Origin of the sequence: Brevundimonas sp. 1080 (genome assembly GCF_040545985.1) — a bacterium.
In the GTDB taxonomy this organism is placed as follows: domain Bacteria; phylum Pseudomonadota; class Alphaproteobacteria; order Caulobacterales; family Caulobacteraceae; genus Brevundimonas.
On sequence record NZ_JBEPMW010000003.1, the window covers coordinates 281,339 to 302,480 of the forward strand.

The following is a 21,142-nucleotide window of genomic DNA, read 5'->3' on the forward strand; positions in this document are numbered from 1 at the left end:
GGCCGGGTGGTTGCATCCCCCGGCGTCGGCGCTATCGTCCAGCGCATTCTGCCAAGCGTCGCGCGACAAGACGACGCGGCCATAAGAGGTCCATTTGCCAGCCCCAGTTACGATCTCGCTTGACGCCATGGGCGGCGATCACGGGCCCTCCGTCGTCGTTCCCGGCATCCGCAGCTATATCCGCACCCACGATGGCGAGGGGGTTCGCTTCCTGCTGCATGGCGACGAGACCAAGATCGCGCCTGAGTTGGCGCGTTGCGGCCTGGCGGCGGACGTCTGCGAAATCCGCCACACCGACAAGGTCGTGGCCATGGACGAAAAGCCGGCCCAGGCCATGCGCCGCGGCAAGGGCTCCAGCCTGTGGAACGCCATCGAGGCGGTGAAGACGGGTCAGGCCGGCGGCGTCGTCTCGGCCGGCAACACCGGCGCCCTGATGGCGATCTCGAAACTGATCCTGCGCATGTCTGCGCCCGGGCTGGAGCGTCCGGCCATCGTCGCCAGCTGGCCCACCTTCAAGGGCCACACGGCGGTTCTGGACGTCGGCGCCAACATCGGCAGCGATGCGGAGCAGCTGGTCGAGTTCGCCATCATGGGCGAAGCCTTCCAGTCGGCCGTGCGCGGCATCGCGCGCCCGACCATCGGCCTGTTGAACGTCGGTTCGGAAGACATGAAGGGCAACGAACAGGTCAAGGAGGCGCACGCCATCCTGCGCGACGGGCCGTTCGACCTTAACTATCACGGCTTCGTCGAGGGCGACGATATCGCCAAGGGCACGGTGGACGTGGTGGTGACCGACGGTTTCACCGGCAACATCGCGCTTAAAACCGCCGAAGGCACGGCGCGCTACATTTCCGCTCTGCTGAAAGAGGCCCTGACCTCGAACCTGCAATCCAAGCTGGGCGCCGTCATCGCCATGCCCGCGCTGAAGAAGATGCGCCAGAAGATCGACCCCAGCGCCATCAACGGCGGACCCCTGTTGGGCCTGAACGGTATTGTGGTGAAGAGCCATGGCGGCGCCGACGCCAAGGGCTTCGGCAACGCCATCCGCATCGCTGTCGATCTGGCCCGCAGCGACTATATGAGCAAGGTGGGGGACAACCTGGGCAAGCTGGACGCGGTGTTCGACCATGCCGCCAAGCCCGCCGCAGCCGTGGGAGAATCCCTGCAGTGACCGTCACCCGCAGCGCCGTGACCGGCGTCGGCTCTTATCTGCCGGACGAGATCGTCACCAACGCCGACCTGGCCAAGTTCGTCGACACGTCCGACGAATGGATTCAGGAGCGGACCGGCATCAAGCAGCGTCATAAGGCGCGCGATGACCAGCCGACCAGCGATCTCGCGGTCGAGGCCGCCAAGAAGGCGCTCGCCGACGCGGGCAAGGCGGCGGCCGATGTCGACCTGATTATCGTGGCCACCACCACGCCCGACATGACCTTCCCGGCGGTCGCGTCGATCGTCCAGGCCAAGCTGGGCGCGGGCGTCGGCATCGCTTTTGACGTGCAAGCCGTCTGCTCCGGTTTCGTCTATGCGCTGAGCGTCGCCGACGGATTCGTGGCGCGCGGCCTGTCGAAATGCGCCCTGGTGATCGGGGCCGAGGAGATGACGCGGCTGATGGACTGGACCGACCGGACCACCTGCGTCCTGTTCGGCGACGGGGCCGGCGCTGTGGTGCTGGAACCGCGCGAAGGGCAGGGGACATCGGACGACCAGGGCATGCTGGGATTCGCCTTACGGGCCGACGGGTCCAAGACCGATCTGCTCTACGTCGATGGCGGCCCGGCGACGACCGGCACCGTTGGCCACCTGCGCATGGCCGGAAACCAGGTCTTCCGTCATGCCGTCGTGAACATCGCAGAAGGCATCACGGCCGCCTGCGCCGCCGCTGACATTCAGATCGCGGATGTCGATTGGTTCGTGCCGCACCAGGCCAACCAGAGAATCATCAAGGGCGTCGGCGACCGGTTGGGTTTGGACGAGAACAAGGTGATCTCCACCGTCGCCACCCACGCCAACACCTCGGCCGCCTCCATCCCGCTGGCGCTGGACGCCGCGATCCAGGATGGCCGAATCAAGAAGGGCGATATGGTGCTGCTTGAAGCGATGGGCGGCGGCCTGACCTGGGGCGCCTGCGCGCTTCGGCTCTAATCGACATCGAGGCATTGATTTTTCGGGGGCTTTGCGCCCCTATGGATGCGAGCGGATCGCATGACAGCGGGGATATGATGGCAGGCCAACAGACCGTGACGCGCGCCGACTTGTGCGAAGCCGTGCATGAAGAGGTCGGCCTGTCGCGTCAGGAATGCTCCAGCCTGGTCGAACGCACCCTGGAACTGATCGTCGAATCGCTCGAGCGCGGCGAGACGGTGAAACTGTCCGGGTTCGGCGTCTTCCAGGTTCGCGAGAAGCGCGCGCGCATGGGCCGCAATCCCAAGACGGGCGAACCGGCGGCGATCAATCCGCGCCGGGTCATCAGCTTCCGCGCCTCGCAAATCATGAAAAGCCGGGTTCACGACGCCGTCGTCGAGGCCTGATCGCGGTGGCCAAGAGCGCCGACGCCTTCCGAACCATTTCCGAAGCGGCCGAAGAGGTCGGCGCGCCGCAGCATGTCCTGCGGTTCTGGGAAACGAAGTTCGATTTCGTCACACCTGTGAAGCGGGCCGGCGGTAGGCGGTTCTATCGGCCTCAGGACATCGCGGTTCTGAAGGCGGTCAAACGTCTGCTGCACGACGACGGGCTGACGATTCGTGGCGTCCAGCGCCTGCACAAGGAACAGGGGCTGAAAAAGCTGATCGGTGCGGAGGTCGCCGCACTGATCGACGACGGCGATGTCACGTTCGCTACGGCGACTTCCGATGTCGCGCGGGCCGAAACCTCGAATTTGCAGCAGGTTCTGGCCGATCTGGAGCAGGCCAAAGCGCGTCTGGACGCCGTTCTTTCACGGCGGGTGGAAAAGTCGTTTTAGCGTTTGCGGACAGCGGTCCCCCCGTCTATAGGGAGCGCCTTCGGAGCGTGGCGCAGCCTGGTAGCGCACTTGACTGGGGGTCAAGGGGTCGCAGGTTCGAATCCTGTCGCTCCGACCATTCTTGAAAAAGAATGATGATGGTGGGGTCGTCCTTGCGGGCGGCCCCATCGCCGTATCTGGGGGCAGGTTCGGCGCTCAGCCGCGCTCGGCCCATCGCAGCAACGGGATGAGAGGCAGGCCCCAGGCGGTCCCGCCGATGCCGAAGAACAGGAAGTCGATCCACTGCGACGGCGGCAGCATTCCGCGCAGGGCGATCAGGCCCCAGACCCAGAAAACGAGAAAGAGCAGCACGCCGATCGCGGCGACGAAGCGACGCAGACGCGGCGGCATCAGCGCTTGTTCCGGAACAGGAAGAAGGCGACCAGACAGATGCCAGATCCAACGAGCGCCCAAGGCACCCAGACCCAGCTGTCCATCGTGCTGACCGCGAAGACCCGCACCGCCAGAAACCATCCGCAGGCCAAGCCGATCCCGGACACCAAGCTTGTGCCGCCAAAGCCACGCCGGCCCGTTAGAAGGTCCGCGATCCAGGCCAGCAGCAGGCCGCCTGCGACGGCGGCGGCGATATCGGCGTATTGCAACCCTGATCTCCTGCGGCGACAGCGCCGTTAACTCAATCCGACTCGATCTTGTCGCTTGGGGCGGGCATACCGCACCGGTCGCGTCTGGTCTTCGTTCGACGCGACACCATATCCGGGTCAGTGTCAGGCGTCGAATGAACCGTTTCGGAAATCCAGATCGTAACCGCGCCGTCGCCGTATGGCTCTTCGCCACGGCCGCTGTCGTCTTCCTGATGGTGGTGATTGGCGGCATCACGCGGCTGACGGGCTCTGGCCTGTCGATCACGGAATGGAAGCCCATCATGGGCGCCATTCCGCCTTTGAACGACGCGCAGTGGGCCGAGGCCTTCGAGAAGTACAAGCAGATCCCGCAGTACGCGCAGGTCAACGCCGGCATGAGCTTGGGCGAGTTTCAGGGCATCTTTTGGTGGGAATGGCTGCACCGGTTGATCGGGCGTCTGGTGGGTATGGTGTTCGCCCTGCCGCTGATCGCCTTCCTGCTGTGCCGTCTGGCGCCGGCCCGGTCGGTATTCCGCCAGTGGGCCATGCCCAACCGCCTGATCTGGCGTTGTGTCCTGCTTCTGGCGCTGGGCGGCCTTCAAGGCCTGATTGGATGGTGGATGGTGTCCAGCGGCCTGTCGGAGCGTGTCAGCGTGGCGCCGGAGCGTCTGGCGACACACCTGGGCCTGGCGTTCGTCCTGTTCGCCGCCCTGATCTGGACGGGGCTGGAGGCCTGGAACGGTGAGGATCACGGCCGGCCGCCGTCGGGTTGGGCGAGGGGTGCCGGAATGCTGCTGGGCGCGGTCTTTCTGCAATGTCTGCTGGGCGCGCTGGTTGCGGGCGGTCATGCGGGGCTCGTCTATACCGACTGGCCGCTGATGAACGGCGCCGTTCTGCCGCCTGCCGACTGGAGCCTGGGCGCGACCGCCTTGCTGCATGATCAGGCGCTCACGCAGTTCAATCACCGACTGGTCGCCTATGGTCTGCTGATCGCCGTCAGCGTCTATACATTCCAGGCCTGGCGCTGGCGCGTGGCGGAGGGAATGGGGTTCGGCGCCTTCACGCTTGCGGGTGTGATCTGGTTCCAGGCTCTGCTGGGGATCGTGACCCTGCTGCACGCGGTTCCGGTGTGGCTTGGTGTATTGCACCAGGCGGGCGCCGCGATCGTGCTGGCGACGGCCACCGTGAACCTTTGGTTGGTGCTGCGGGCTCAGCCGCGCATGTTCATGTCCGGACCGAGGACCATGGGCCTCTGATCGCCAAGGTCATGCCGGGGTACATGATGTTGACGAACAGCACCTCGCCATCCGGCGAGAAGCAGGCGCCGGCAAACTCGGAGTTGCCGGTAAAGACGTTGCGGCCGATCGTATAAACCTTGCCCTCTGGCGTGACGCCTTTCAGGTGGTTGCGGACGTCCGAGGAGTAGTTGTCCTCGCACAGGATCAGATGTCCCCAAGGCGCGACGGTGATGTTGTCGGCCATGTTCATCGTTTTTGGATCAGTGCTCTCGACGAACAGCTGAAGACGATCGGCGGCGCCGTCGAAGCCGGGAACAAGGCGCAGCACCTGACCGCGGCGGATCGGCCCGCCCGAGGTTGCGGTGAAATACAGTTCGTCTTCGCCCCACCAGACGCCTTCGCCCCGCGCCACCCAGGCCGCGCCGGCTGCATGACCGCGCTTGGCCAGGTCGCCATTGGGAGACTCGACGTCGTCCAGATCGATCCATTCGATCTCCCTCCAGTCGCCGACAGCCCAGGTGCGACCGTCCTGATTGCGCGTGTCGGCCGAGGGTGCGCCTTTCCAGGCCATCGCCTGAAGCCGGCCCCCCTCGATCAGCTTGCCGGGCGCATTGGGAATGAAGCGATAGAAGAGGCCGGCGTTGTCGTCTTCGGTCAGATAGACGACGCCAGTGCGGGGATCGACGCAGACGGCCTCGTGATCGAACCGGCCCATCGCCTTGAGAGGTACGGGATCAACCAGGCCGGTCGCGGTCGCCGGCACTTCGAAGACCCACCCGTGGTTCTTGGTCACATCGGCGTCGGCCGGCGTCTCCAGCGTCTCCTCGCAGGTCAGCCAACTGCCCCAAGGCGTCGGGCCGCCGCAGCAATTGGTCGAGGTGCCGGCCAGCGTCAGATGCCGGCTGACCATCTGGCGGGTCGCCAGATCATAGATGACGGTGGAGCAACCGCCGGGCAGGGGGCGGCCATTCTTGTAGGTGTCGTAGCCCCGGCTGGCGTCCAACAGATCAAGCCGTTCTTCACGAAGGCCGCCTGGACCCAGGTTGCGATGCAGGCCGCTGGAGCCCTTCAGCTCGTGATTGACAACCAGGGCCACACGAGATCCTTCCAGCGGGAAACAGGCCATGCCGTCGGGCTGTCCCGGAGCGAACAGGCCGTCGTCCATCGTGTCGCCGCTCTGGGCGACGACCTGATAGGAAAAGCCTTCGGGCAGATCGAGCAGACGATTGGGATCGCGCAGCAGCGGTCCGTAGCCATCGACATCGTTGACGTAGGTCTCTTCACCCGCCGTCTGAGCGGCGGCGTGACGCGCCAGTCCCGAAAAGGCGACGGCTGCGCCCGTGGCGATCAGACCGCGACGATGAAGGATCATGAAGGGGCTCCAAAGCTGTCGCCGTTGCGATGCCCGCCTATAATCATGGTTTGATGACGTTTTATGTTACGCCGTAACGCTTCTCACACCACTTGCGCTGGGTATTTTAATACCGTATTTGAAAAACTGTGTTTGAACAATACGTTGTGGCAAATGCAGTGTTGTGACGTGCGTTGACGCGACCAATCGTCTCCTGTATCAGCGCGCCTTCATTCGGTTCCCTCGGGGGCCGGACCCGATTTTCGTCTCCAGGAACCCCCTCATGCTGAAGAGCACTACGGCTTCGTTGAAGCCGGCCGAGGTCGAGAAGAAGTGGATCCACATCGACGCCGAAGGCGTCGTGGTGGGCCGCCTCGCGACCTTCATCGCCAACCGTCTGCGCGGCAAGCACCGCGGCGACTACACCCCGCACGTCGATTGCGGCGACTATGTCGTCGTCACCAACGTCGACAAGGTGGTGTTCACCGGCAAGAAGAACACCGACAAGATTTACTATCGCCACACCGGTCACCCGGGCGGCGTCAAGTCGACCACGCCTGAGAAGGTTCTGGGCGGCCGCTTCCCCGAGCGCGTGCTTGAAAAGGCCGTCGAGCGCATGCTGCCCAAGGAAAGCCCCTTGGCCCGCAAGCAGATGACGCACCTGCGCCTGTTCTCTGGCAACCAGCACGACCACGAAGCCCAGCAACCGGAAACGATCGACTTCAAGTCGGCGTCGCCCAAGAACACCCGGAGCGTCTGAGCATGACCGACGTGACCAACACCGAAACCGCCACCGGCTTCGACGCTCTGAAGGGCCTGAGCTCTTCGGTCGAGAACGACGCGCCCGTCTATGTCCAGAAGCTGGACGCTCAAGGCCGCGCCTATTCGACCGGCAAGCGCAAGAACGCCATCGCTCGCGTCTGGGTGAAGCCCGGCACCGGCAAGATCACCATCAACGGCAAGGATCAGGAGCAGTATTTCGCTCGTCCCGTGCTGCGCATGATGATCGCTCAGCCGCTGACCGTCTCGGACCGCGCCACGCAGTATGACGTGATCTGCACCGTCGAAGGTTCGGGTCTGTCGGGCCAAGCCGGCGCCATCCGCCACGGCCTGTCGCACGCCCTGACGCACTTCGAACCGGAACTGCGCAAGGTCCTGAAGCCGCACGGCTTCCTGACCCGCGACAGCCGCGTCGTCGAGCGCAAGAAGTACGGCCGCGCCAAGGCTCGCCGCAGCTTCCAGTTCTCGAAGCGCTAATCGCGTTTACGCGGTTTGGATTTGGGGCGCTTCGGGGAGACCCGGAGCGCCCTTTTTCTTGCGCCTTTGCTCCTTAAGCGGAGAAGGGACGGGAGAGACAAATGACCCATACCATCTTCATCGACGGCGAGGCCGGCACCACGGGGCTGGAAATCCGCGAGCGGCTGGAAGCGCGCCCGGATTTGAATCTGCTGTTGCTGGGCGACAGACGTCGGGATGCGGATGCACGGCGCGAGGCTCTGAACGGCGCCGATGCGGTTATCCTGTGTTTGCCCGACGATGCGGCCCGAGAGGCCGTGTCCATGATCGAGAACCCGTCGGTCAAGGTGATCGACGCCTCGACCGCCTATCGGGTCGCGCCGGGCTGGGCCTATGGTTTTCCTGAAATGGATGCTGGGCAGCGTGCGCTGATCGCGCGCTCTCAGTTCGTGTCAAACCCCGGTTGCTATCCGACCGGTTTCATCGGCTTGATGCGGCCGCTGGTGAAGGCGGGTCTGGTTCCAGCCAACTATCCGGTCACGGTCAATGCGGTGTCGGGCTATTCCGGCGGCGGCAAGGCCATGATCGCCGAGTTCGAGGCGGCCCCAGAAGACAGCGGGGGCGCCGCGACTGCCTATCGCGCCTATGGTCTGACGCTGAGGCACAAGCATGTGCCTGAAATGACCAAACACACAGGTCTAAGCCGAGACGTGCTGTTCACGCCGGCGGTCGGAAACTACCGCCAGGGCATGCTGGTCGAGGTTCCGCTGCATCTGGCGGCCCTGCCGGAAACCCCCTCTGTCGAACGGCTGCACGGCGCCTTGGTCGAGGCCTATGACGACCAGCGGTTCGTCGAGGTCGCCGACCTGGAGGAGACCGAGGCCATGACCGGCATCGAGCCCGAAGGCCTGAACGGCACCAACCGACTGCGTCTACATGTCTTCGGTGATCGCAATGGCGAACAGGCGCGGCTGGTGGCTTTGCTGGACAACCTGGGCAAGGGCGCTTCAGGCGCGGCGGTGCAGAATCTGAACATCATGCTGGGCCTGGATGAGGCGACCGGTCTGATCTGAAGTCTGAAACCATTCCGCGACCTTCGTCGTATCAGGGACATGACCCAGTCCCTGATCCTGCATCGCCGGGGCCTTCTAATGGGCGCCGGCGCGCTCGCCCTGTCCGCCTGTTCGCCTCAGACGTCCGAAGCCGGGGAGGGGCAGTACGCAGCCTCGCCCTATCGTCGGGTCTCCGATGCGGATTGGCGACGACGCTTGGGCGACTCCTCCTGGCGCGTGATGCGGCACGAGGGGACGGAGCGTCCCTATTCCAGCCCGTTAAACGATCAGCATGCGCGCGGGACGTTCGTCTGCAAGGGCTGCGATCTGCCGCTGTTTCGATCGCAGTGGAAGTTCGATTCCCACACCGGTTGGCCCAGCTTCTATGACGTCATCGCCGCCAATATCGGCAAGAAGCGTGACCTGGCCATTGGCATTCCACGCACCGAATACCATTGCGCACGCTGCCTGGGACACCAGGGACATGTCTTCGACGACGGTCCGCGTCCGACGGGGCTGCGCTACTGCAACAACGGCGTGGCGCTGAAGTTCGTCTCGGTCTAGGCGCGACGCGCGCGCACGGCCGAATCGACGGTCAGGCCGAAGATGACCGAGGCGATGATCACCAGCAGCCCATAGTCGTGACCGGCGAAGAAGACGGGCGCGCAGGCCATGGCGATGACGATCAACGGAAACAGTCCGGCCAACACTGCCGTGCCAGGCGTGCTGACGTGGATCAGCGGCTGAGCGACCGGTCGTTTCATCGCGCGCGCCATTCGTTCATTAAGCAGGACAAAGGCGGCCGCGCAGATGACGGCCGAGATCACGTATTTGACCGTGTTGCCCGGTTCTCCGAACAGGCTGGCCGTCATGATCAGCAGGATCAAGGCGACGCCTGTGCTAAGGGCGAGCAGGGCGTTGGGTTCGAGACGGTTCAAGACTTCACTTTCACATAGCTGCCCGGCGCCGGCTCGATGGGCTTGAGCGGACCTTTGGCGGGGTCGCGGGCGGGAATTTGCTTACCGGAACGCGCGCCGAGCCAGGCCGACCAATGCTCCCACCAGCTGCCGGGATGTTCGACGGCTTCCGCCTGCCATTCAGCCAAGGTCGCGGGCAGGGCAGGGTTGGTCCAGTGCTGATACTTCTTTGCGGCGGGGGCGTTGATGACGCCGGCGATGTGACCTGACCCGGCCAGGGTGAAGGTCACGTCCTTGCCGCCAAACAGCTTGGCGGACCGATAGACGGAGTTCATCGGCGCGATGTGATCCTCGCGACTGGCTTGGAAATAGAGCGGGATCTCGACCTTCGACAGGTCCGCCGTCAGGCCACCGATCTCGAACTGCCCCTTGGCCAGGGCGTTTGCCCCGTACATCTGACGCAGATAATCGAGATGCAGGGTCTTGGGCATGCGCGTCTGATCGGCGTTCCAGAACAGCAGGTCGAAGGCGGGCGGATCCTTGCCCAGCAGATAGTTGCTGATGAAGAAGGACCAGATCAGGTCGTTGGACCGCAGGGCGTTGAACGTTTCGGCCATGGCTGCGCCCGGCAGGACGCCGCCCGCCGCATCCATCTGACGCTCGATCTCGGCGATCCAGTGTTCGTCGGTGAACAGCAGCAGGTCGCCGGCCTCGGCGAAGTCATGCTGAGCGGCGAAGAAGGTGGCGGCGGCGATGCGCTTGTCGCCCTTGGCCGCCATATGCGCCAGACCAGCGCCAAGCAGGGTGCCGCCGATGCAATATCCCACGGCGTTCAACTGCTTCGTGCCCGCCTGTTCCAGCGTCTTCTCGACCGCGCGATAGATGCCCTTTTCCAGATAGTCGTCGAAGCCGAAGCCAGCCTTGTCCCTGTCCGGATTGACCCAGGAACAGACGAAGACCGTAAAGCCCTGCGCCGACAGCCAGCGGATCAGTGAGTTCGCCGGCTGCAGGTCCATGATGTAGAATTTGTTGATCCAGGGCGGGAAGATCAGCAGCGGGATTTCGTGCTGGCTCTCAGTTGAGGGTGCGTATTGGATCAATTCGAACAACTCATCGCGCCACACGACATGGCCCGGTGCGGTGGCGACGTTCTCGCCAACGACGAACTTGCCGTAATCGGCCTGGCTGATGCGCAGCGATCCGCCGCCACGTTCAAGATCCGCGGCGAAGTTCTGCATGCCCTTCACCAGCGATTCGCCGCTGGTCTCCGCCAAGGCTTTCAGCGCGACGGGGTTGGAGGCCAAAAAGTTCGACGGCGAGAAGGCGTCTGTCAGCAGGCGGGTGAAGAATTGCGCTCGACGTTTGAGAGTCGGATCGACGTCCTCGACCCCGGCGATCAGGCCGTTCATCCAGTCTGACGTCAGCAGATAGGATCGCCGCATCATGTCGAACATGGGGTTTTCGGACCAGGCCGGGTCCTTGAACCGCTTGTCGACCGGGGCGGGATCGGGCGCCTCGCCGGCCGCCTGACGCGCCGTCGATGACCAGAGCTGCATATAGCGGCCAAACAGGTCGGCCTGGGCCTGAATCATCTTGTCGGGCTGGGCGGCCAAGCTGGTCATGACTGACGTCATGGCTGGCGCGACGTTGAAGGGATCGGCGGAAAGGGCGGCCGGCCGATCGGCCTGGGTCAGCGCCGCCTCGGCGATCGCGCTCTGGGCCATCATGGCCGCCTTGGCCAGATTCATCGACAGGGTTTCGATCACCTCGGCCTGGTTGGACGCTGGTGCGGTCGGTTCAGGCGTCGGCTCCGCATGGGTTTCAGAGGCGGCCTCCCGCGTTTCGGCAGGTTTCGACCTGGGCTGGCGAGGCGGGCGGGGCTTGGCGGACGTCGGACGTCCGGCTTTGCGTGCGGGGCGATCGGGAGCGTCTGTCGGCGTTCTGGGAGTCTTGGCCATGATCGTCCTTCGCGCTTCCGGCGTCAGAGGGCGGTTCATCCGCCCTTCCGCGCACCGCGATGATGGCATAAGACCATCAAGGAAATGAACGCGTCGCACTCGAAAAAAATGATCCTGATCGCCGCAGTCGCGATCGCGACGCCATTGAGCGGCTGTATCGGCGCATCCGCCTCCAAGACGGAGGCTGTCTCGCCGCTGGCGCCGCGTATCCAGGAACTGGTCGACGCGAATCGGCGCTATCCGCGCTGGGAGGACTTTCCGGCAGCGCCGACCGATCTGCCGCCGGTCACTCAGGTCGCGTCGAATGTGCAGCGTCTCCAAGGCGACAGCGCGACGCTGACCAGCGAGATCGCACGCATCGACTGGACGCTCGGCGACGCCGAGGCGCTCGCCGGCGAAACCCGCGCGGCCGTGAACGCCGTTCCGGTGTCGCCTGACGCCGTCCGAACCCAGGCGGATATCGAGGCCTTCGCTCAAAGCCTGCGTGACAGGGCCAAGGCTCCGCCGCCGCTCGACCGCCGCCCGACGCGATGACCGGTCGCGCGGGATGCAGAATCCCGCGATAATGCGCTGATGGCAGACGACGGCGGCGCAAAGACACTGAACGCATTTCTCGGCGTGTCTCGGTCCCTGTCCGGGCGCGCCTGGCGTCAACGTCCGGCCGACGCCGCAACGACGCGCGCGCACATGCAGACCCTGAATCTGGAAGAGCTGCTGGCCCGAGCGCTGGCCTCGCGGGGTGTTCGTGAAGACCAGGGCCAAGATTTCCTCACCCCGACCCTGCGCGCCCTGTTTCCCGATCCTTCAAGCTTCATGGACATGGATGCGGCCGCCGATGCGATCCTGAACGCATTACAGGCCAAGGCGAACATTCATGTGTTCGCCGACTACGACGTGGACGGCGCCTCAAGCGCGGCGCTGCTGGTGCGTTGGTTTCGGGCGATGGGCCACGAACTGTCGATCTATGTCCCCGACCGCCTGACCGAAGGTTACGGCCCAAGCGCCAAGGCCTTCGACACGTTGAAGGCGTCGGGTGCCGATCTGGTCATTACGGTGGATTGCGGGGCGGCGGCGAACGAAGCCCTGGCCCATGCGGCCGCCATCGCCCTGAACGTCGTCGTTATCGATCACCACCTGATGCGCAGCGAGCCGCCGACGGCGTTGGCGGTCGTCAACCCAAACCGGCCGGGCTGCAACTCGGGTCAGGGCAATTTGGCGGCCGCGGGGGTCGTCTTCGTACTTCTGGCGGCGCTGAACCGGGAGGGGCGGCGTCGGGGCCTGTTCGCCGAGAGGCCCGAGCCGGACATTCGTCAATGGCTGGATCTGGCGGCTCTGGGCGCCATCTGCGACGTGACCGGTCTGACCGGCTTCAATCGCGCGCTGACCGGCCTTGGTCTCAAGGTCATGAGCGACTGGCGTAATCCGGGTCTGCGCGCGCTGCTCGCGGCGGCCGGCGCCGAAGCGGGACCGGCCAAGAGCAATCATGCGGGTTTCATCCTGGGGCCGCGCATCAATGCCGGAGGACGCATCGGTCGCTCCGATCTGGGCGCGCGGTTGTTGTCGACGGATGATCCCGCAGAGGCCGAGGCCTTGGCGGGTGAACTCGATGCACTAAATCTATCACGGCGCGATGTGGAGCGGGCCGTCACCGACGCCGCCGTTCGTCGAGTCGAGGCGACCGGCGCCCATGCCGACGAGAGCGCCGTCGTCGTGGTCGCGGGCGAGGACTGGCATCCGGGCGTCGTCGGGATCGTCGCCGGCCGTTTGCGCGAGCGCTGGCGCAAGCCGGTGATCGTCATTGGCGTCGATCCCGTCACCGGTCTCGGGAAGGGCTCGGGCCGGTCACAGCCAGGCATGAACCTGGGACGCGCGATCCAGGCGGCCTGGGAGAGCGGGATCCTGATCGCTGGCGGCGGTCATGCCATGGCGGCAGGCCTGACGATGGACGGTGCGCGCGTGCCCGAGTTGACGGCCTTCCTGAACGAGAGACTCGCTACCGAAAGGGTAGAAGCTGTCGCACAGGACGTGCTGGAGATCGACGCCCTGATCGACCCCGCGGCGGCGACGCGCGATCTGTTCGAATCGTTCGAGCGTCTGGCCCCATTCGGCCCTGCCAACCCGGAACCCAGCTTCGCCCTGAGCGGGGTTCAAGCCCGCGAACCCGTCGCCATGAATGGCGGTCATGTGCGGTGCCGGCTGGTCGGTCCAGATGGCGCGTCGGTCAAGGCCATCGCCTGGCGCTGCGCCGATCTGCCGACGGGCCAAGCCTTGCTGTCGGGGCAGGGCGGGCTGAGCATCGTGGGCCGGCTGAAGGCTGACGATTGGAATGGGCGCAAGGGCGTGCAGTTCGAGATCGAGGATGTCGCCGATCCTCGAATGATCTGACGGCGGCTCCAAAAAACTGAAAATCCACGCTTGCACCGCTCCGAGGGCGCGGCTATATCGCCGGCTCTCCCGCGCAGCGGTCCCTTCGTCTATCGGTTAGGACGTCAGGTTTTCAACCTGAAAAGAGGGGTTCGACTCCCCTAGGGACTGCCACGCGGGCAGTATTATGGTTGAGCCTTTGAGGCTCCCGGCAAGCAGCATAGCCCAGATAGCATGAGAGACTGGCGGTCATTCGCCAGCGCCTGCGATGCGCGTCTGCACTCTCCCAAACGCAAGCTTCTGCATAGACGCGCATTTTCCGCTTTTCAAAATTTCGCGGAACGGTGTTAAATATAAAACGAGTCCGCTGGAGGCGCGGGCGGGGGTTTTTAAGTGTCTGACTTTAGAGAGACGGAAACGGCGCAGACCGTTCGCGTCACTGGGCGCGTGAAGTGGTTCGACGCCGTCAAGGGCTACGGTTTCATCGTCCCTGACGATCCGACCCTGACCGAAACGAGAGATGTCCTGCTGCATATCAGCAGCCTGCGGGATCTCGGCCGTGATGCGGCCGACGAAGGTGCGACCATCACCTGCGACTGCGTCAAACGCGCCAAGGGTTGGCAGACGATCGAGATCCATGACCTGGGCGAGGGCGAAGCGACGCCCGCCGTGCGTCGACCCGTGACTTCGCCGCCGCCGCGGCCGGTCGCCGAAAGTGACGAACAGCTGGAGACCGCCCTGGTCAAATGGTTCAATCGCACCAAGGGCTACGGATTCGTCGTGCGTGATCGCGAGCCGGGCGATATCTTCGTCCACATCGAAACCCTGCGTCGCTGCGGCCTGGATGATCTGATTCCTGGCGATGCGGTGCGGGTGCGATTTGCCAACGGGCCCAAGGGTCTGGTGGTGGCAGACATCAGAACGGGCGGCTGATCGAGCGCCCAGGAGAGGCGTATGATCAAGGCGACGAGACGTTTTGCAATGGCGGGGCTTATTATGCTCGCGCTCGTCGGATGCGCGGCCAAGGCGCCGGTCGGCCCCAATGGCGAGCCGCTGCAGAAGCTGGCCGTCGTGACCACGTCAGGCGAGCATCAGTTCTGGGTCGAGATCGCCGACGAAGAGCCCGAACGCCAACGGGGGCTGATGTTCCGTCCGCCGCTCGAAGCCGACCGCGGCATGCTGTTCCAGTGGCCGGGAGAAGCGCCGCGCGAGCAAAGCTTCTGGATGCGCAACACGCCCAGTTCGCTGGACATCCTTTATATCGATCCGCAGGGCCGGATCGTCTCCATCGCTTCGCACGCCACGCCGTTCTCGGAGGCGCCGATCCCTTCCAATGGCGCCGCCAACGGCGTCTTGGAACTGCGGGCCGGGCGGGCGGCCGAAATCAACGCCAAGCCCGGCGACAAAGTTTTACATCCTTATTTCAAGCCTTGATTGCGGATCGCGTCGCGAAGTGCCAATAGAGCGCTCCGTTCGGTCCGGGGTGTAGCGCAGCCTGGTAGCGCATCTGGTTTGGGACCAGAGGGTCGGAGGTTCGAATCCTCTCGCCCCGACCAACGGAAGGCCGCTGGATCATATGACCGGCGCGCGTTATGGCAGGGTTACAGACCCCGCCGTCACTAAGGATTTCGCCATGTTGGCTCGCATCTACCGCCCGGCCAAAACTGCGATGCAGTCGGGCAAGGCCAAGAGCCGCGACTGGCGGCTGGAATTCGAACCGGCGTCGGCGCGCACCATCGATCCGCTGATGGGCTGGACCAGCTCCACCGACATGAACGGCCAGGTTCGGCTGAGCTTCGAATCGAAGGAAGAGGCGATCGAATACGCCGAGCGTCACGGCATCGCCTTCCGCTTGCACGAGCCGAACGATCCGCCGGTGATCATCAAGGCCTATGCCGACAATTTCGCCACCAACCGCAAGCAGTCTTGGACGCACTGACGTCTGACGTCTTGCCAGAGCGCCCATAGCTCAACCGGATAGAGCACCCGCCTTCTAAGCGGGATGTTGCAGGTTCGAGTCCTGCTGGGCGCGCCAAGCTTTCCGGCTCAAGGGAGCAGTCGGTTTTACAGCGAGTTTTACAAAAGAGTTCCGTCTCCGTTTCGCTGGTGAGCTGTCTGATAGTTGTTTAGCCTGCACGCATGACGAATACGGTCTACATCGTTGGAGCCGGGGCAAGCACCGAATTCGGACAGCAGGGGGCGATGCCTGTAGGCTTCGCATTGGCGACTCGTATTCAGTCAATGGCCGAGCACAATCTCGCTTATCCAAATGATGCCGACTCGACGATCGTCTCGGCTTTGCATCAGTCACCGACGGGCTATGACGGACCTGCCCGTCAAGCGCTTTCTCGGATAGCTACGTCAGTCACTTCGCGAGATTCTATCGACGATTTCGTCAATGAGTGGGCTGCCATGCCTCGGTTGGCTGAGATAGCAAAGCTCTGCATTGCGCAGGTCATCATCGCTGCAGAATCCGCAACGTTCTTAGGACCGCATTCGCGCGGTGAGACAACACCGGCTGTTTTACTCGCGAGTATGCGGCCCACCTGGCTAGACCAGGTTGTGAGGTACGTTGGAAGCCCGCGATTTGAGCGTCGGAGATTGCATGACGCGCTGGCTACGACCTCATTCGTAGTTTTCAATTATGATCGGTGCATTGAGTATTACCTCTACGCGAACCTCACATCCGTCCAGGGCCTGAGCGCCGCTGATGCCGCTGTCGCGATATCTCGGATTAACATCATTCACGTGTATGGCGCGATTGATCCCATGCCGGAATTGGGGGGGAGAACCTCCTTCGGCGCGGTTGATGCCCGTGGGCTGACATTCGCGGCATCCGGACTACAGACCTATTGCGAGAGCATCACTTCGCATGTTGCGGAGAGAATCAGAGCGACAGTGCAACATGCGGAGAGGCTAGTATTTCTCGGGTGCGCCTTTCACCCACAGAATATGGCAGCGCTGTTCCCTGCGGGCGTACCGTCGGCTTCGATCTTGGGCACTTCATGGGGGATGAGAGCAGGTCGACTCACTTCCGTTACACGCGAGCTGATGAACGCGGACGATTTCGGCGCGAACAGGGTCGATCTCCAATCAATGACTGCAGCAAGTCTGATCGATTATTTTCACGATGACCTATTCAGCTAGCTCTCGAGGCTTGATCGATCCGCCGGATGCGGTCCTTCAGCAGCTCGTCCTTCTTCACGTAGACGTTGATCAAGCGCTCGACCTGGTCCTCTGACCAGGTGAAGATTTCCGATATCTCACGCACCGTCAGACCGGCGAGGAACATGCGCGTCGCAGCCGTGCCACGCAGGTCGTGGAAGTGCTTGTCGATGCCGGCCTTGTTCTTGGCGCGGATGAACGACGCGTTGAACCCTGTCTTCCAGGGCAAGCCTTCGGTGTTGACCAGGATGGTGGTGGCGGCGATCGACGTGCCGTTGCGGCGCGGGATCTCATTCAAGAGCGCGCGCAGCTCCCCATAGATCGGCACGATCGCCGTCTTGCGCTCGCCGCTCTTGCCCGTCCGGACCTCGATCGAGTGAGCCAGGACGTGGTTCCAAGACAGCTTCAGGACGTCGCTCTTCCGAAGCCCGGTCAGCGCCGCCAGTCGCACCGCCCACATGACCTCGCGCGACGCCACCTTCGACAGCGCGTCGATGTCGTCAGCGAGCCAGATGATGTCGGCCCGGTTGCTGGAATAGATTCGCGGGATGCCGCTGCAGGCGTTGTTCTGCAGCCGACCTTCAGCCACGCCGAACGACAAGATCCGAGAGAGGACTTGCAGCGCCATGTCGGCCTGGCGCGGTGTGTGTTTCATCTCGTCCCGCCATTTGCGGATCGAGACGCGGATCAGGGGGCGGTCGAACGCCAGGATGCTGAGGTCGCCAAATCGCTTGTCGATCTTGTCGATAAATGGCGTCCAGTTCGCGCGGCTCTTGTCCGCCAGCCCCTTCCAGTCGTCGCTGGCCTTATAGGACCGGATCAGAAACCGAAGCTTCGACTTGTCGCCGTCGACGCGCCCCTTGCGCAGCTCCGCGAGCTCCTGGACGAACGCTTCTGTGCCCGGCTCACTGACAAGCCGAGGCCCGCCACGCCAGGCGTAGACGTAGTCGCGGCCCTTCGACCGCACGATATGGACGCCCTTAATGGGCAGCATCGCCATGGCGGGACAGGTGCTCGCGAATCTCCGCGTCCAGCGCGTCGTCACTACCTTGGTCCGGACTGACGTCGATCGGCAAGATGACGACTTCGCCATCGGCCGAGATCGACACCCGGTGATGACCGCCGGCGATGGCGCGGTCGATCGCGCGTTGCTGAAGGCCTGTGAGGCGACGGGGGGTCACAGATTAACTCCGTCGCCTAGAGCCTGACGCGTCCGAAACCGGCCGAGAGGGGAGAGCCGCCAGCCGTCATCCACGGTTTCGATAGCGTCAGCGCCAACCTTGGCGCGGATCTCAGCCATGCACAGATCGGGCGTGCGAGCTCGCATGTTGACGATGCGACCGCGCCGGCCGATCGCCTTGCGGGCTTCGGCCGGTGACACAGGAACGCGGCCGACGGCCTGCGCCAGCTGGTCCAAGAGACAGGCAGCGTCGCGCTGAAGGCCAAAGGCGTGGAAATATTGAGCTGTGCGTCGGTCGGCCGCCTGGCGCTCTTCGTACGACGGGCCGCCGCTGATCAGCGTCACCAGCTCGGACAGGCGGGGGATCTCGATCTGCATCAGGCCCTTCCAATTTTGTGGCAGCGACGGATCTGCGGGTCTCGAGCGCAACGGCCGATCGGATCAGGACATCGGCCTCTGCCTCATCCATCGTCTCCATCCGCTCACGCGCCATGCCGCGCAGACCGACCGCCAGTTCGACGACCCCTTCATCCTCCGCTTGGGCAAGGGTGCGGGCCGTGGCGATCTCCAGCTTCTGGCCGATCTCGGCCAGCCGGATCAGTTCGGCGACGAAGGCGGCCGGCTGGCCATCGACATGCACCTTGCCCGCCGGCGTCTCGCACGTGGTCAGCTGCAAGCCCTTGCGGGCCTGCAGCTCTTTCAACCAGGTGAAGTCAACGATGGGATCGCCCTTCGGCATCAGGCGGCCATCTGTGCAAGATTGACGGCGCTGGGCCCAGCCAGGGCCCGCGCAACCGACATGAGGGACGTCTGGTGATCCGCCGGCATCGCTAGGAAGCACGTCGCCAGTTCGGCACCGTCGTGAGTGCGGGCGAGCTGACCCATGGGGCTGGCGTCGTCGCTGGCCTCCTCGCCATAGAAATCGGCGGGATGCGCCTTCAGGTACTTGGCAATCAGCGCCAAGCGCGCGGCCGAGACGCGGTTCACGCCGCGCTCGTATTTCTGGATTTGCTGAAAAGTGACTTCGGCAGCGGTGGCCAGCTGTGCCTGGGTGATCCGCAGCGCCTCGCGGCGAGCGCGGATCCGGGCGCCAAGGGCGATGTCGAAGGGGTCGATGACGTCGGTCATGAGTTTGAGCCTCCACGGCACAGGAAGACGGCAATCGCCGCCAGGATCAGGACGTAGCCGGCGACGAAGCCGGCGACGGCCCAGGGTCGAAATCGACGGGGTCCGCTCATCGGCTGGGCCAGAAGCACCAGGCGAGATAGGCGAGCACCAGGACGGTGAAGCAGACCGGATGACCGATGATCAGGCCGTCGATCGCAGCGGCGGCGCCGCCGATCGGGGGCGTGGCCAGGTGCGCAGCGACGACCAGGCTGATCCTCGGTCGCCGGCGTCGGTGGCGCATCTCTCGAATAGTGACATGCGCGGTGGGTCGGCCGGCTTCGCTGCCGATGATGTTGTGCGTCATTGGCCATCAAGCTCCGCAAAGGCCGCATCCTTCGCGGCGTTGAGTTCAGCGATTGTGGTGCTGGACCCGGCGGTGGCAGGGCAGGCCGCCCGCAAACGGGTCTTGTGGTGGGCGCTGACGGTCGCTTTGGCTTCCTTCGCCGACAGTTCGCCGGGGAAGAGCAAATCCAAGCCGAGGATGTCGCGCCAGCTTTGGGGGGCGGGTAGGGCGCTCACGCTGGCGCTCCCAACAACTTCAGCGCCTCGATCACGGCCGGCTGGTCGAAAGCCTTCAGCATCGCGGCCTTGTCGGCTTCGTAGCGTTCTCGGGAGGCCCTGGCTTCCAGCGCCGCCAGCGCATGCGCCGGCGACTTGCCCAGCATGGCGTCCAGGGCGAGGTTGGCGCGGTGGCAGGTTTCCTCGACCTCAGCGGCCGCGGCTCGCAGCGAGCGGTGCTCGCGCATGGCCTGCTGCAGGCGGATCAGCTTCTCGACAGTCCAGCCGCTGCGCGTCCGGACCAGGTCGCAACGGCAGACGCGCTCCAGATCACAGCTGCAATATCGGCGAATGATCACCGGCTTTCCTTTCGAACGTATGGCGGCGGTTGCGTGCAACGACCCTCTCCCTCAATCGTGAGGGGAGTTCACACCAATTGAACGGCGCGAGTCAAGCGTCCAGTTCAACCAATGTGAACTTTGCGCCGCGCGAACTTGACGCGCCTCTCGGTTGCTGAAACTCCGGACGGTGCTGGAGGGAGATTTAAAGTGCCGGATCTGGAAGAAGTGAGAATGCAAATCGCCCGTCTCGGAACGGTCGATGCCGGGCTGGGGAAGCGGGAGATCGCTGCACTGCCGAGCATTCTTTGGGAGCACGAAACAATAACCAGCGCCGTGAGTGGTGCCTTGGACAATAGGGTCGGCATGCTGGTGGCTACCGATCGGAGGTTGATCTTCCTCGACAAGAAGATGCTGGGCGGCCTGAAGGTCGAGGACTTCCCTTATCAAAACATCACGTCGATTAGTTACGAGCTCGGCATGATGTTCGGCACCATCCGCATCTTTGCGTCCGGCAACCGTGCCGAAATCTCGATGGTGCCGAAAGCTCTTGCGCAGGGCTTTGCTGAGAAGGTTCGTAATAGAATTTCGGGTGGGTCTGGTGCTGGGCAAACGCCTGCGCCAGCAGCAGCCTCGGCGCCGCAGGCCGTGGTCGGCCTCAAAGGAGAAGCTGGGTCGGGCCTTATCGATCAGCTTGAACGACTAGGGGCGCTTAAGGGTCAGGGACTTCTTACGGATGAGGAGTTCACCGCAGCGAAGGCGCGACTCCTGGTTTAGTGGAAGCTCGAAGCGGCGACGCTGAGTTTCGGCCGAGGCCGGCGGCGATCGCCATCGCACTTTCCCTCAGCTGACGAAGCTGTAGGGCCTCCTCTGGAGGCATGAGCAACTCATACGGTCGGATCTGAAGCCACTTGGCAACGGCGTTCACGATGTCTCGCCGATAGGGCTGTTTGCTGTGCCAGATCCGGTGGGCATGGTTCTTCAGGAGCCCCAGCTCGGACGCCAGATCGGCTTGGCGTTTGCCCGAAAGCTCCGCCCATTCTTGCAGATACCAATCTGGCTCGTCGGTGTCGGTCACGTCCACATTGTGTGGACC

The 21,142-nt window shown here is 63.9% G+C and carries 28 protein-coding genes and 4 tRNA genes; 19 read left to right on the forward strand and 13 right to left on the reverse strand.

All coding sequences use genetic code 11. The features are described 5' to 3' along the window. The first annotated feature begins 127 nt into the window (after window positions 1–127). From plsX to ABIC32_RS11925, 5 genes are all read left to right on the forward strand, one after another. Window positions 128–1,171, forward strand: coding sequence for a phosphate acyltransferase PlsX (gene plsX / locus ABIC32_RS11905; RefSeq protein WP_502909344.1), 1,044 nt, complete (start codon window positions 128–130; stop codon window positions 1,169–1,171). Beyond that, on the forward strand, window positions 1,168–2,145 hold the full coding sequence (locus tag ABIC32_RS11910; protein WP_242076492.1) for a beta-ketoacyl-ACP synthase III: 978 nt from the start codon (window positions 1,168–1,170) through the stop codon (window positions 2,143–2,145). The genes plsX and ABIC32_RS11910 overlap by 4 nt, the downstream gene beginning before the upstream one ends. Window positions 2,146–2,222: 77 nt before the next feature. Beyond that, complete coding sequence (locus tag ABIC32_RS11915; RefSeq protein ID WP_026108237.1) at window positions 2,223–2,531, forward strand: integration host factor subunit alpha; 309 nt, start codon at window positions 2,223–2,225, stop codon at window positions 2,529–2,531. Window positions 2,532–2,536: 5 nt separating this feature from the next. Beyond that, complete coding sequence (locus tag ABIC32_RS11920; RefSeq protein ID WP_354074308.1) at window positions 2,537–2,962, forward strand: MerR family transcriptional regulator; 426 nt, start codon at window positions 2,537–2,539, stop codon at window positions 2,960–2,962. Between the two features lie 41 nt (window positions 2,963–3,003). Next, window positions 3,004–3,080, forward strand: a tRNA-Pro gene (locus tag ABIC32_RS11925). Between the two features lie 77 nt (window positions 3,081–3,157). Here the strand turns inward: ABIC32_RS11925 and ABIC32_RS11930 are convergent. Further along, a complete protein-coding gene (locus ABIC32_RS11930) occupies window positions 3,158–3,352 on the reverse strand; it encodes a DUF2842 domain-containing protein (RefSeq protein WP_017503901.1) in 195 nt (64 codons plus the stop codon). Beyond that, complete coding sequence (locus ABIC32_RS11935) at window positions 3,352–3,603, reverse strand: hypothetical protein (RefSeq protein ID WP_017503900.1); 252 nt, start codon at window positions 3,601–3,603, stop codon at window positions 3,352–3,354. The genes ABIC32_RS11930 and ABIC32_RS11935 overlap by 1 nt, the downstream gene beginning before the upstream one ends. Window positions 3,604–3,737: 134 nt before the next feature. Between ABIC32_RS11935 and ABIC32_RS11940 the strand changes: the two genes are divergently transcribed. Beyond that, window positions 3,738–4,838 (forward strand): COX15/CtaA family protein, encoded by a 1,101-nt coding sequence (locus ABIC32_RS11940; RefSeq protein ID WP_354074309.1) that lies wholly within the window; start codon window positions 3,738–3,740, stop codon window positions 4,836–4,838. On the opposite strand, the gene ABIC32_RS11945 is transcribed toward ABIC32_RS11940, so the two are convergent. Further along, a complete protein-coding gene (locus tag ABIC32_RS11945; RefSeq protein WP_354074310.1) occupies window positions 4,807–6,192 on the reverse strand; it encodes an alkaline phosphatase PhoX in 1,386 nt (461 codons plus the stop codon). The two genes, ABIC32_RS11940 and ABIC32_RS11945, sit on opposite strands and share 32 nt — an antisense overlap. A gap of 262 nt (window positions 6,193–6,454) precedes the next feature. Here ABIC32_RS11945 and rplM point away from each other — a divergent pair, with 262 nt between their 5' ends. From rplM to msrB, 4 genes are all read left to right on the forward strand, one after another. Beyond that, window positions 6,455–6,931: a 50S ribosomal protein L13 gene (rplM, locus tag ABIC32_RS11950; RefSeq protein ID WP_055809236.1), complete on the forward strand. Its 477-nt coding sequence runs from the start codon at window positions 6,455–6,457 to the stop codon at window positions 6,929–6,931. A gap of 2 nt (window positions 6,932–6,933) precedes the next feature. After that, window positions 6,934–7,428 carry a 30S ribosomal protein S9 gene (gene rpsI, locus ABIC32_RS11955; RefSeq protein WP_017503896.1) on the forward strand — a complete coding sequence of 165 codons (495 nt, stop codon included), beginning with the start codon at window positions 6,934–6,936 and terminating at the stop codon, window positions 7,426–7,428. Between the two features lie 101 nt (window positions 7,429–7,529). After that, the gene (gene argC / locus ABIC32_RS11960; protein ID WP_316407827.1) at window positions 7,530–8,480 is read left to right on the forward strand and encodes an N-acetyl-gamma-glutamyl-phosphate reductase; all 951 of its coding nucleotides are present in this window, start codon (window positions 7,530–7,532) and stop codon (window positions 8,478–8,480) included. A gap of 39 nt (window positions 8,481–8,519) precedes the next feature. Continuing rightward, window positions 8,520–9,023: a peptide-methionine (R)-S-oxide reductase MsrB gene (msrB, locus tag ABIC32_RS11965; RefSeq protein ID WP_354074311.1), complete on the forward strand. Its 504-nt coding sequence runs from the start codon at window positions 8,520–8,522 to the stop codon at window positions 9,021–9,023. Here the strand turns inward: msrB and ABIC32_RS11970 are convergent. Continuing rightward, window positions 9,020–9,397 (reverse strand): hypothetical protein, encoded by a 378-nt coding sequence (locus tag ABIC32_RS11970; RefSeq protein WP_354074312.1) that lies wholly within the window; start codon window positions 9,395–9,397, stop codon window positions 9,020–9,022. The two genes, msrB and ABIC32_RS11970, sit on opposite strands and share 4 nt — an antisense overlap. After that, a complete protein-coding gene (gene phaC / locus ABIC32_RS11975; protein WP_354074313.1) occupies window positions 9,394–11,334 on the reverse strand; it encodes a class I poly(R)-hydroxyalkanoic acid synthase in 1,941 nt (646 codons plus the stop codon). The genes ABIC32_RS11970 and phaC overlap by 4 nt, the downstream gene beginning before the upstream one ends. A 108-nt stretch (window positions 11,335–11,442) precedes the next feature. Between phaC and ABIC32_RS11980 the strand changes: the two genes are divergently transcribed. The 8 genes from ABIC32_RS11980 (at window position 11,443) to ABIC32_RS12015 (ending at window position 15,733) form a co-directional block, all read left to right on the forward strand. After that, window positions 11,443–11,868, forward strand: coding sequence for a hypothetical protein (locus ABIC32_RS11980; protein WP_354074314.1), 426 nt, complete (start codon window positions 11,443–11,445; stop codon window positions 11,866–11,868). A gap of 39 nt (window positions 11,869–11,907) precedes the next feature. Next, window positions 11,908–13,719: a single-stranded-DNA-specific exonuclease RecJ gene (gene recJ / locus ABIC32_RS11985; protein WP_354074315.1), complete on the forward strand. Its 1,812-nt coding sequence runs from the start codon at window positions 11,908–11,910 to the stop codon at window positions 13,717–13,719. A 78-nt stretch (window positions 13,720–13,797) separates the two neighbouring features. Next, window positions 13,798–13,872 (forward strand) — tRNA-Glu (locus ABIC32_RS11990). Between the two features lie 219 nt (window positions 13,873–14,091). Beyond that, window positions 14,092–14,631, forward strand: a complete 540-nt coding sequence (locus ABIC32_RS11995) for a cold-shock protein (RefSeq protein ID WP_354074317.1) — start codon at window positions 14,092–14,094, stop codon at window positions 14,629–14,631. 21 nt (window positions 14,632–14,652) lie between these two features. Next, window positions 14,653–15,132, forward strand: coding sequence for a DUF192 domain-containing protein (locus ABIC32_RS12000; RefSeq protein ID WP_354074318.1), 480 nt, complete (start codon window positions 14,653–14,655; stop codon window positions 15,130–15,132). A gap of 45 nt (window positions 15,133–15,177) precedes the next feature. After that, a tRNA-Pro gene (locus tag ABIC32_RS12005) sits at window positions 15,178–15,254 on the forward strand. 77 nt (window positions 15,255–15,331) lie between these two features. Then, window positions 15,332–15,637, forward strand: coding sequence for an ETC complex I subunit (locus ABIC32_RS12010; RefSeq protein WP_039245189.1), 306 nt, complete (start codon window positions 15,332–15,334; stop codon window positions 15,635–15,637). A gap of 19 nt (window positions 15,638–15,656) precedes the next feature. After that, window positions 15,657–15,733: transfer RNA gene (locus ABIC32_RS12015), tRNA-Arg, on the forward strand. Between the two features lie 1,104 nt (window positions 15,734–16,837). Here the strand turns inward: ABIC32_RS12015 and ABIC32_RS12020 are convergent. From ABIC32_RS12020 to ABIC32_RS12050, 7 genes are all read right to left on the reverse strand, one after another. Beyond that, the gene (locus tag ABIC32_RS12020; protein WP_354074319.1) at window positions 16,838–17,863 is read right to left on the reverse strand and encodes a tyrosine-type recombinase/integrase; all 1,026 of its coding nucleotides are present in this window, start codon (window positions 17,861–17,863) and stop codon (window positions 16,838–16,840) included. Continuing rightward, the gene (locus tag ABIC32_RS12025; protein WP_199060822.1) at window positions 17,844–18,044 is read right to left on the reverse strand and encodes a hypothetical protein; all 201 of its coding nucleotides are present in this window, start codon (window positions 18,042–18,044) and stop codon (window positions 17,844–17,846) included. The genes ABIC32_RS12020 and ABIC32_RS12025 overlap by 20 nt, the downstream gene beginning before the upstream one ends. Continuing rightward, a complete protein-coding gene (locus tag ABIC32_RS12030) occupies window positions 18,041–18,421 on the reverse strand; it encodes a hypothetical protein (RefSeq protein ID WP_354074320.1) in 381 nt (126 codons plus the stop codon). Before ABIC32_RS12030 ends, ABIC32_RS12025 begins: the two co-directional genes overlap by 4 nt. Before the next feature lie 360 nt (window positions 18,422–18,781). Next, window positions 18,782–19,171: a helix-turn-helix domain-containing protein gene (locus ABIC32_RS12035; RefSeq protein WP_354074321.1), complete on the reverse strand. Its 390-nt coding sequence runs from the start codon at window positions 19,169–19,171 to the stop codon at window positions 18,782–18,784. Between the two features lie 106 nt (window positions 19,172–19,277). Continuing rightward, window positions 19,278–19,514 (reverse strand): hypothetical protein, encoded by a 237-nt coding sequence (locus tag ABIC32_RS12040; RefSeq protein WP_354074322.1) that lies wholly within the window; start codon window positions 19,512–19,514, stop codon window positions 19,278–19,280. Beyond that, entirely contained in the window at window positions 19,511–19,729 is a 219-nt protein-coding gene (locus ABIC32_RS12045; protein WP_354074323.1) for a hypothetical protein, read from the reverse strand. The genes ABIC32_RS12040 and ABIC32_RS12045 overlap by 4 nt, the downstream gene beginning before the upstream one ends. Then, on the reverse strand, window positions 19,726–20,067 hold the full coding sequence (locus tag ABIC32_RS12050; protein WP_354074324.1) for a hypothetical protein: 342 nt from the start codon (window positions 20,065–20,067) through the stop codon (window positions 19,726–19,728). Before ABIC32_RS12050 ends, ABIC32_RS12045 begins: the two co-directional genes overlap by 4 nt. A gap of 189 nt (window positions 20,068–20,256) precedes the next feature. Here ABIC32_RS12050 and ABIC32_RS12055 point away from each other — a divergent pair, with 189 nt between their 5' ends. Further along, window positions 20,257–20,823: a PH domain-containing protein gene (locus ABIC32_RS12055; RefSeq protein ID WP_354074325.1), complete on the forward strand. Its 567-nt coding sequence runs from the start codon at window positions 20,257–20,259 to the stop codon at window positions 20,821–20,823. Here the strand turns inward: ABIC32_RS12055 and ABIC32_RS12060 are convergent. After that, window positions 20,792–21,124 (reverse strand): hypothetical protein, encoded by a 333-nt coding sequence (locus ABIC32_RS12060; protein ID WP_354074326.1) that lies wholly within the window; start codon window positions 21,122–21,124, stop codon window positions 20,792–20,794. The two genes, ABIC32_RS12055 and ABIC32_RS12060, sit on opposite strands and share 32 nt — an antisense overlap. Between the last annotated feature and the right edge of the window lie 18 nt (window positions 21,125–21,142).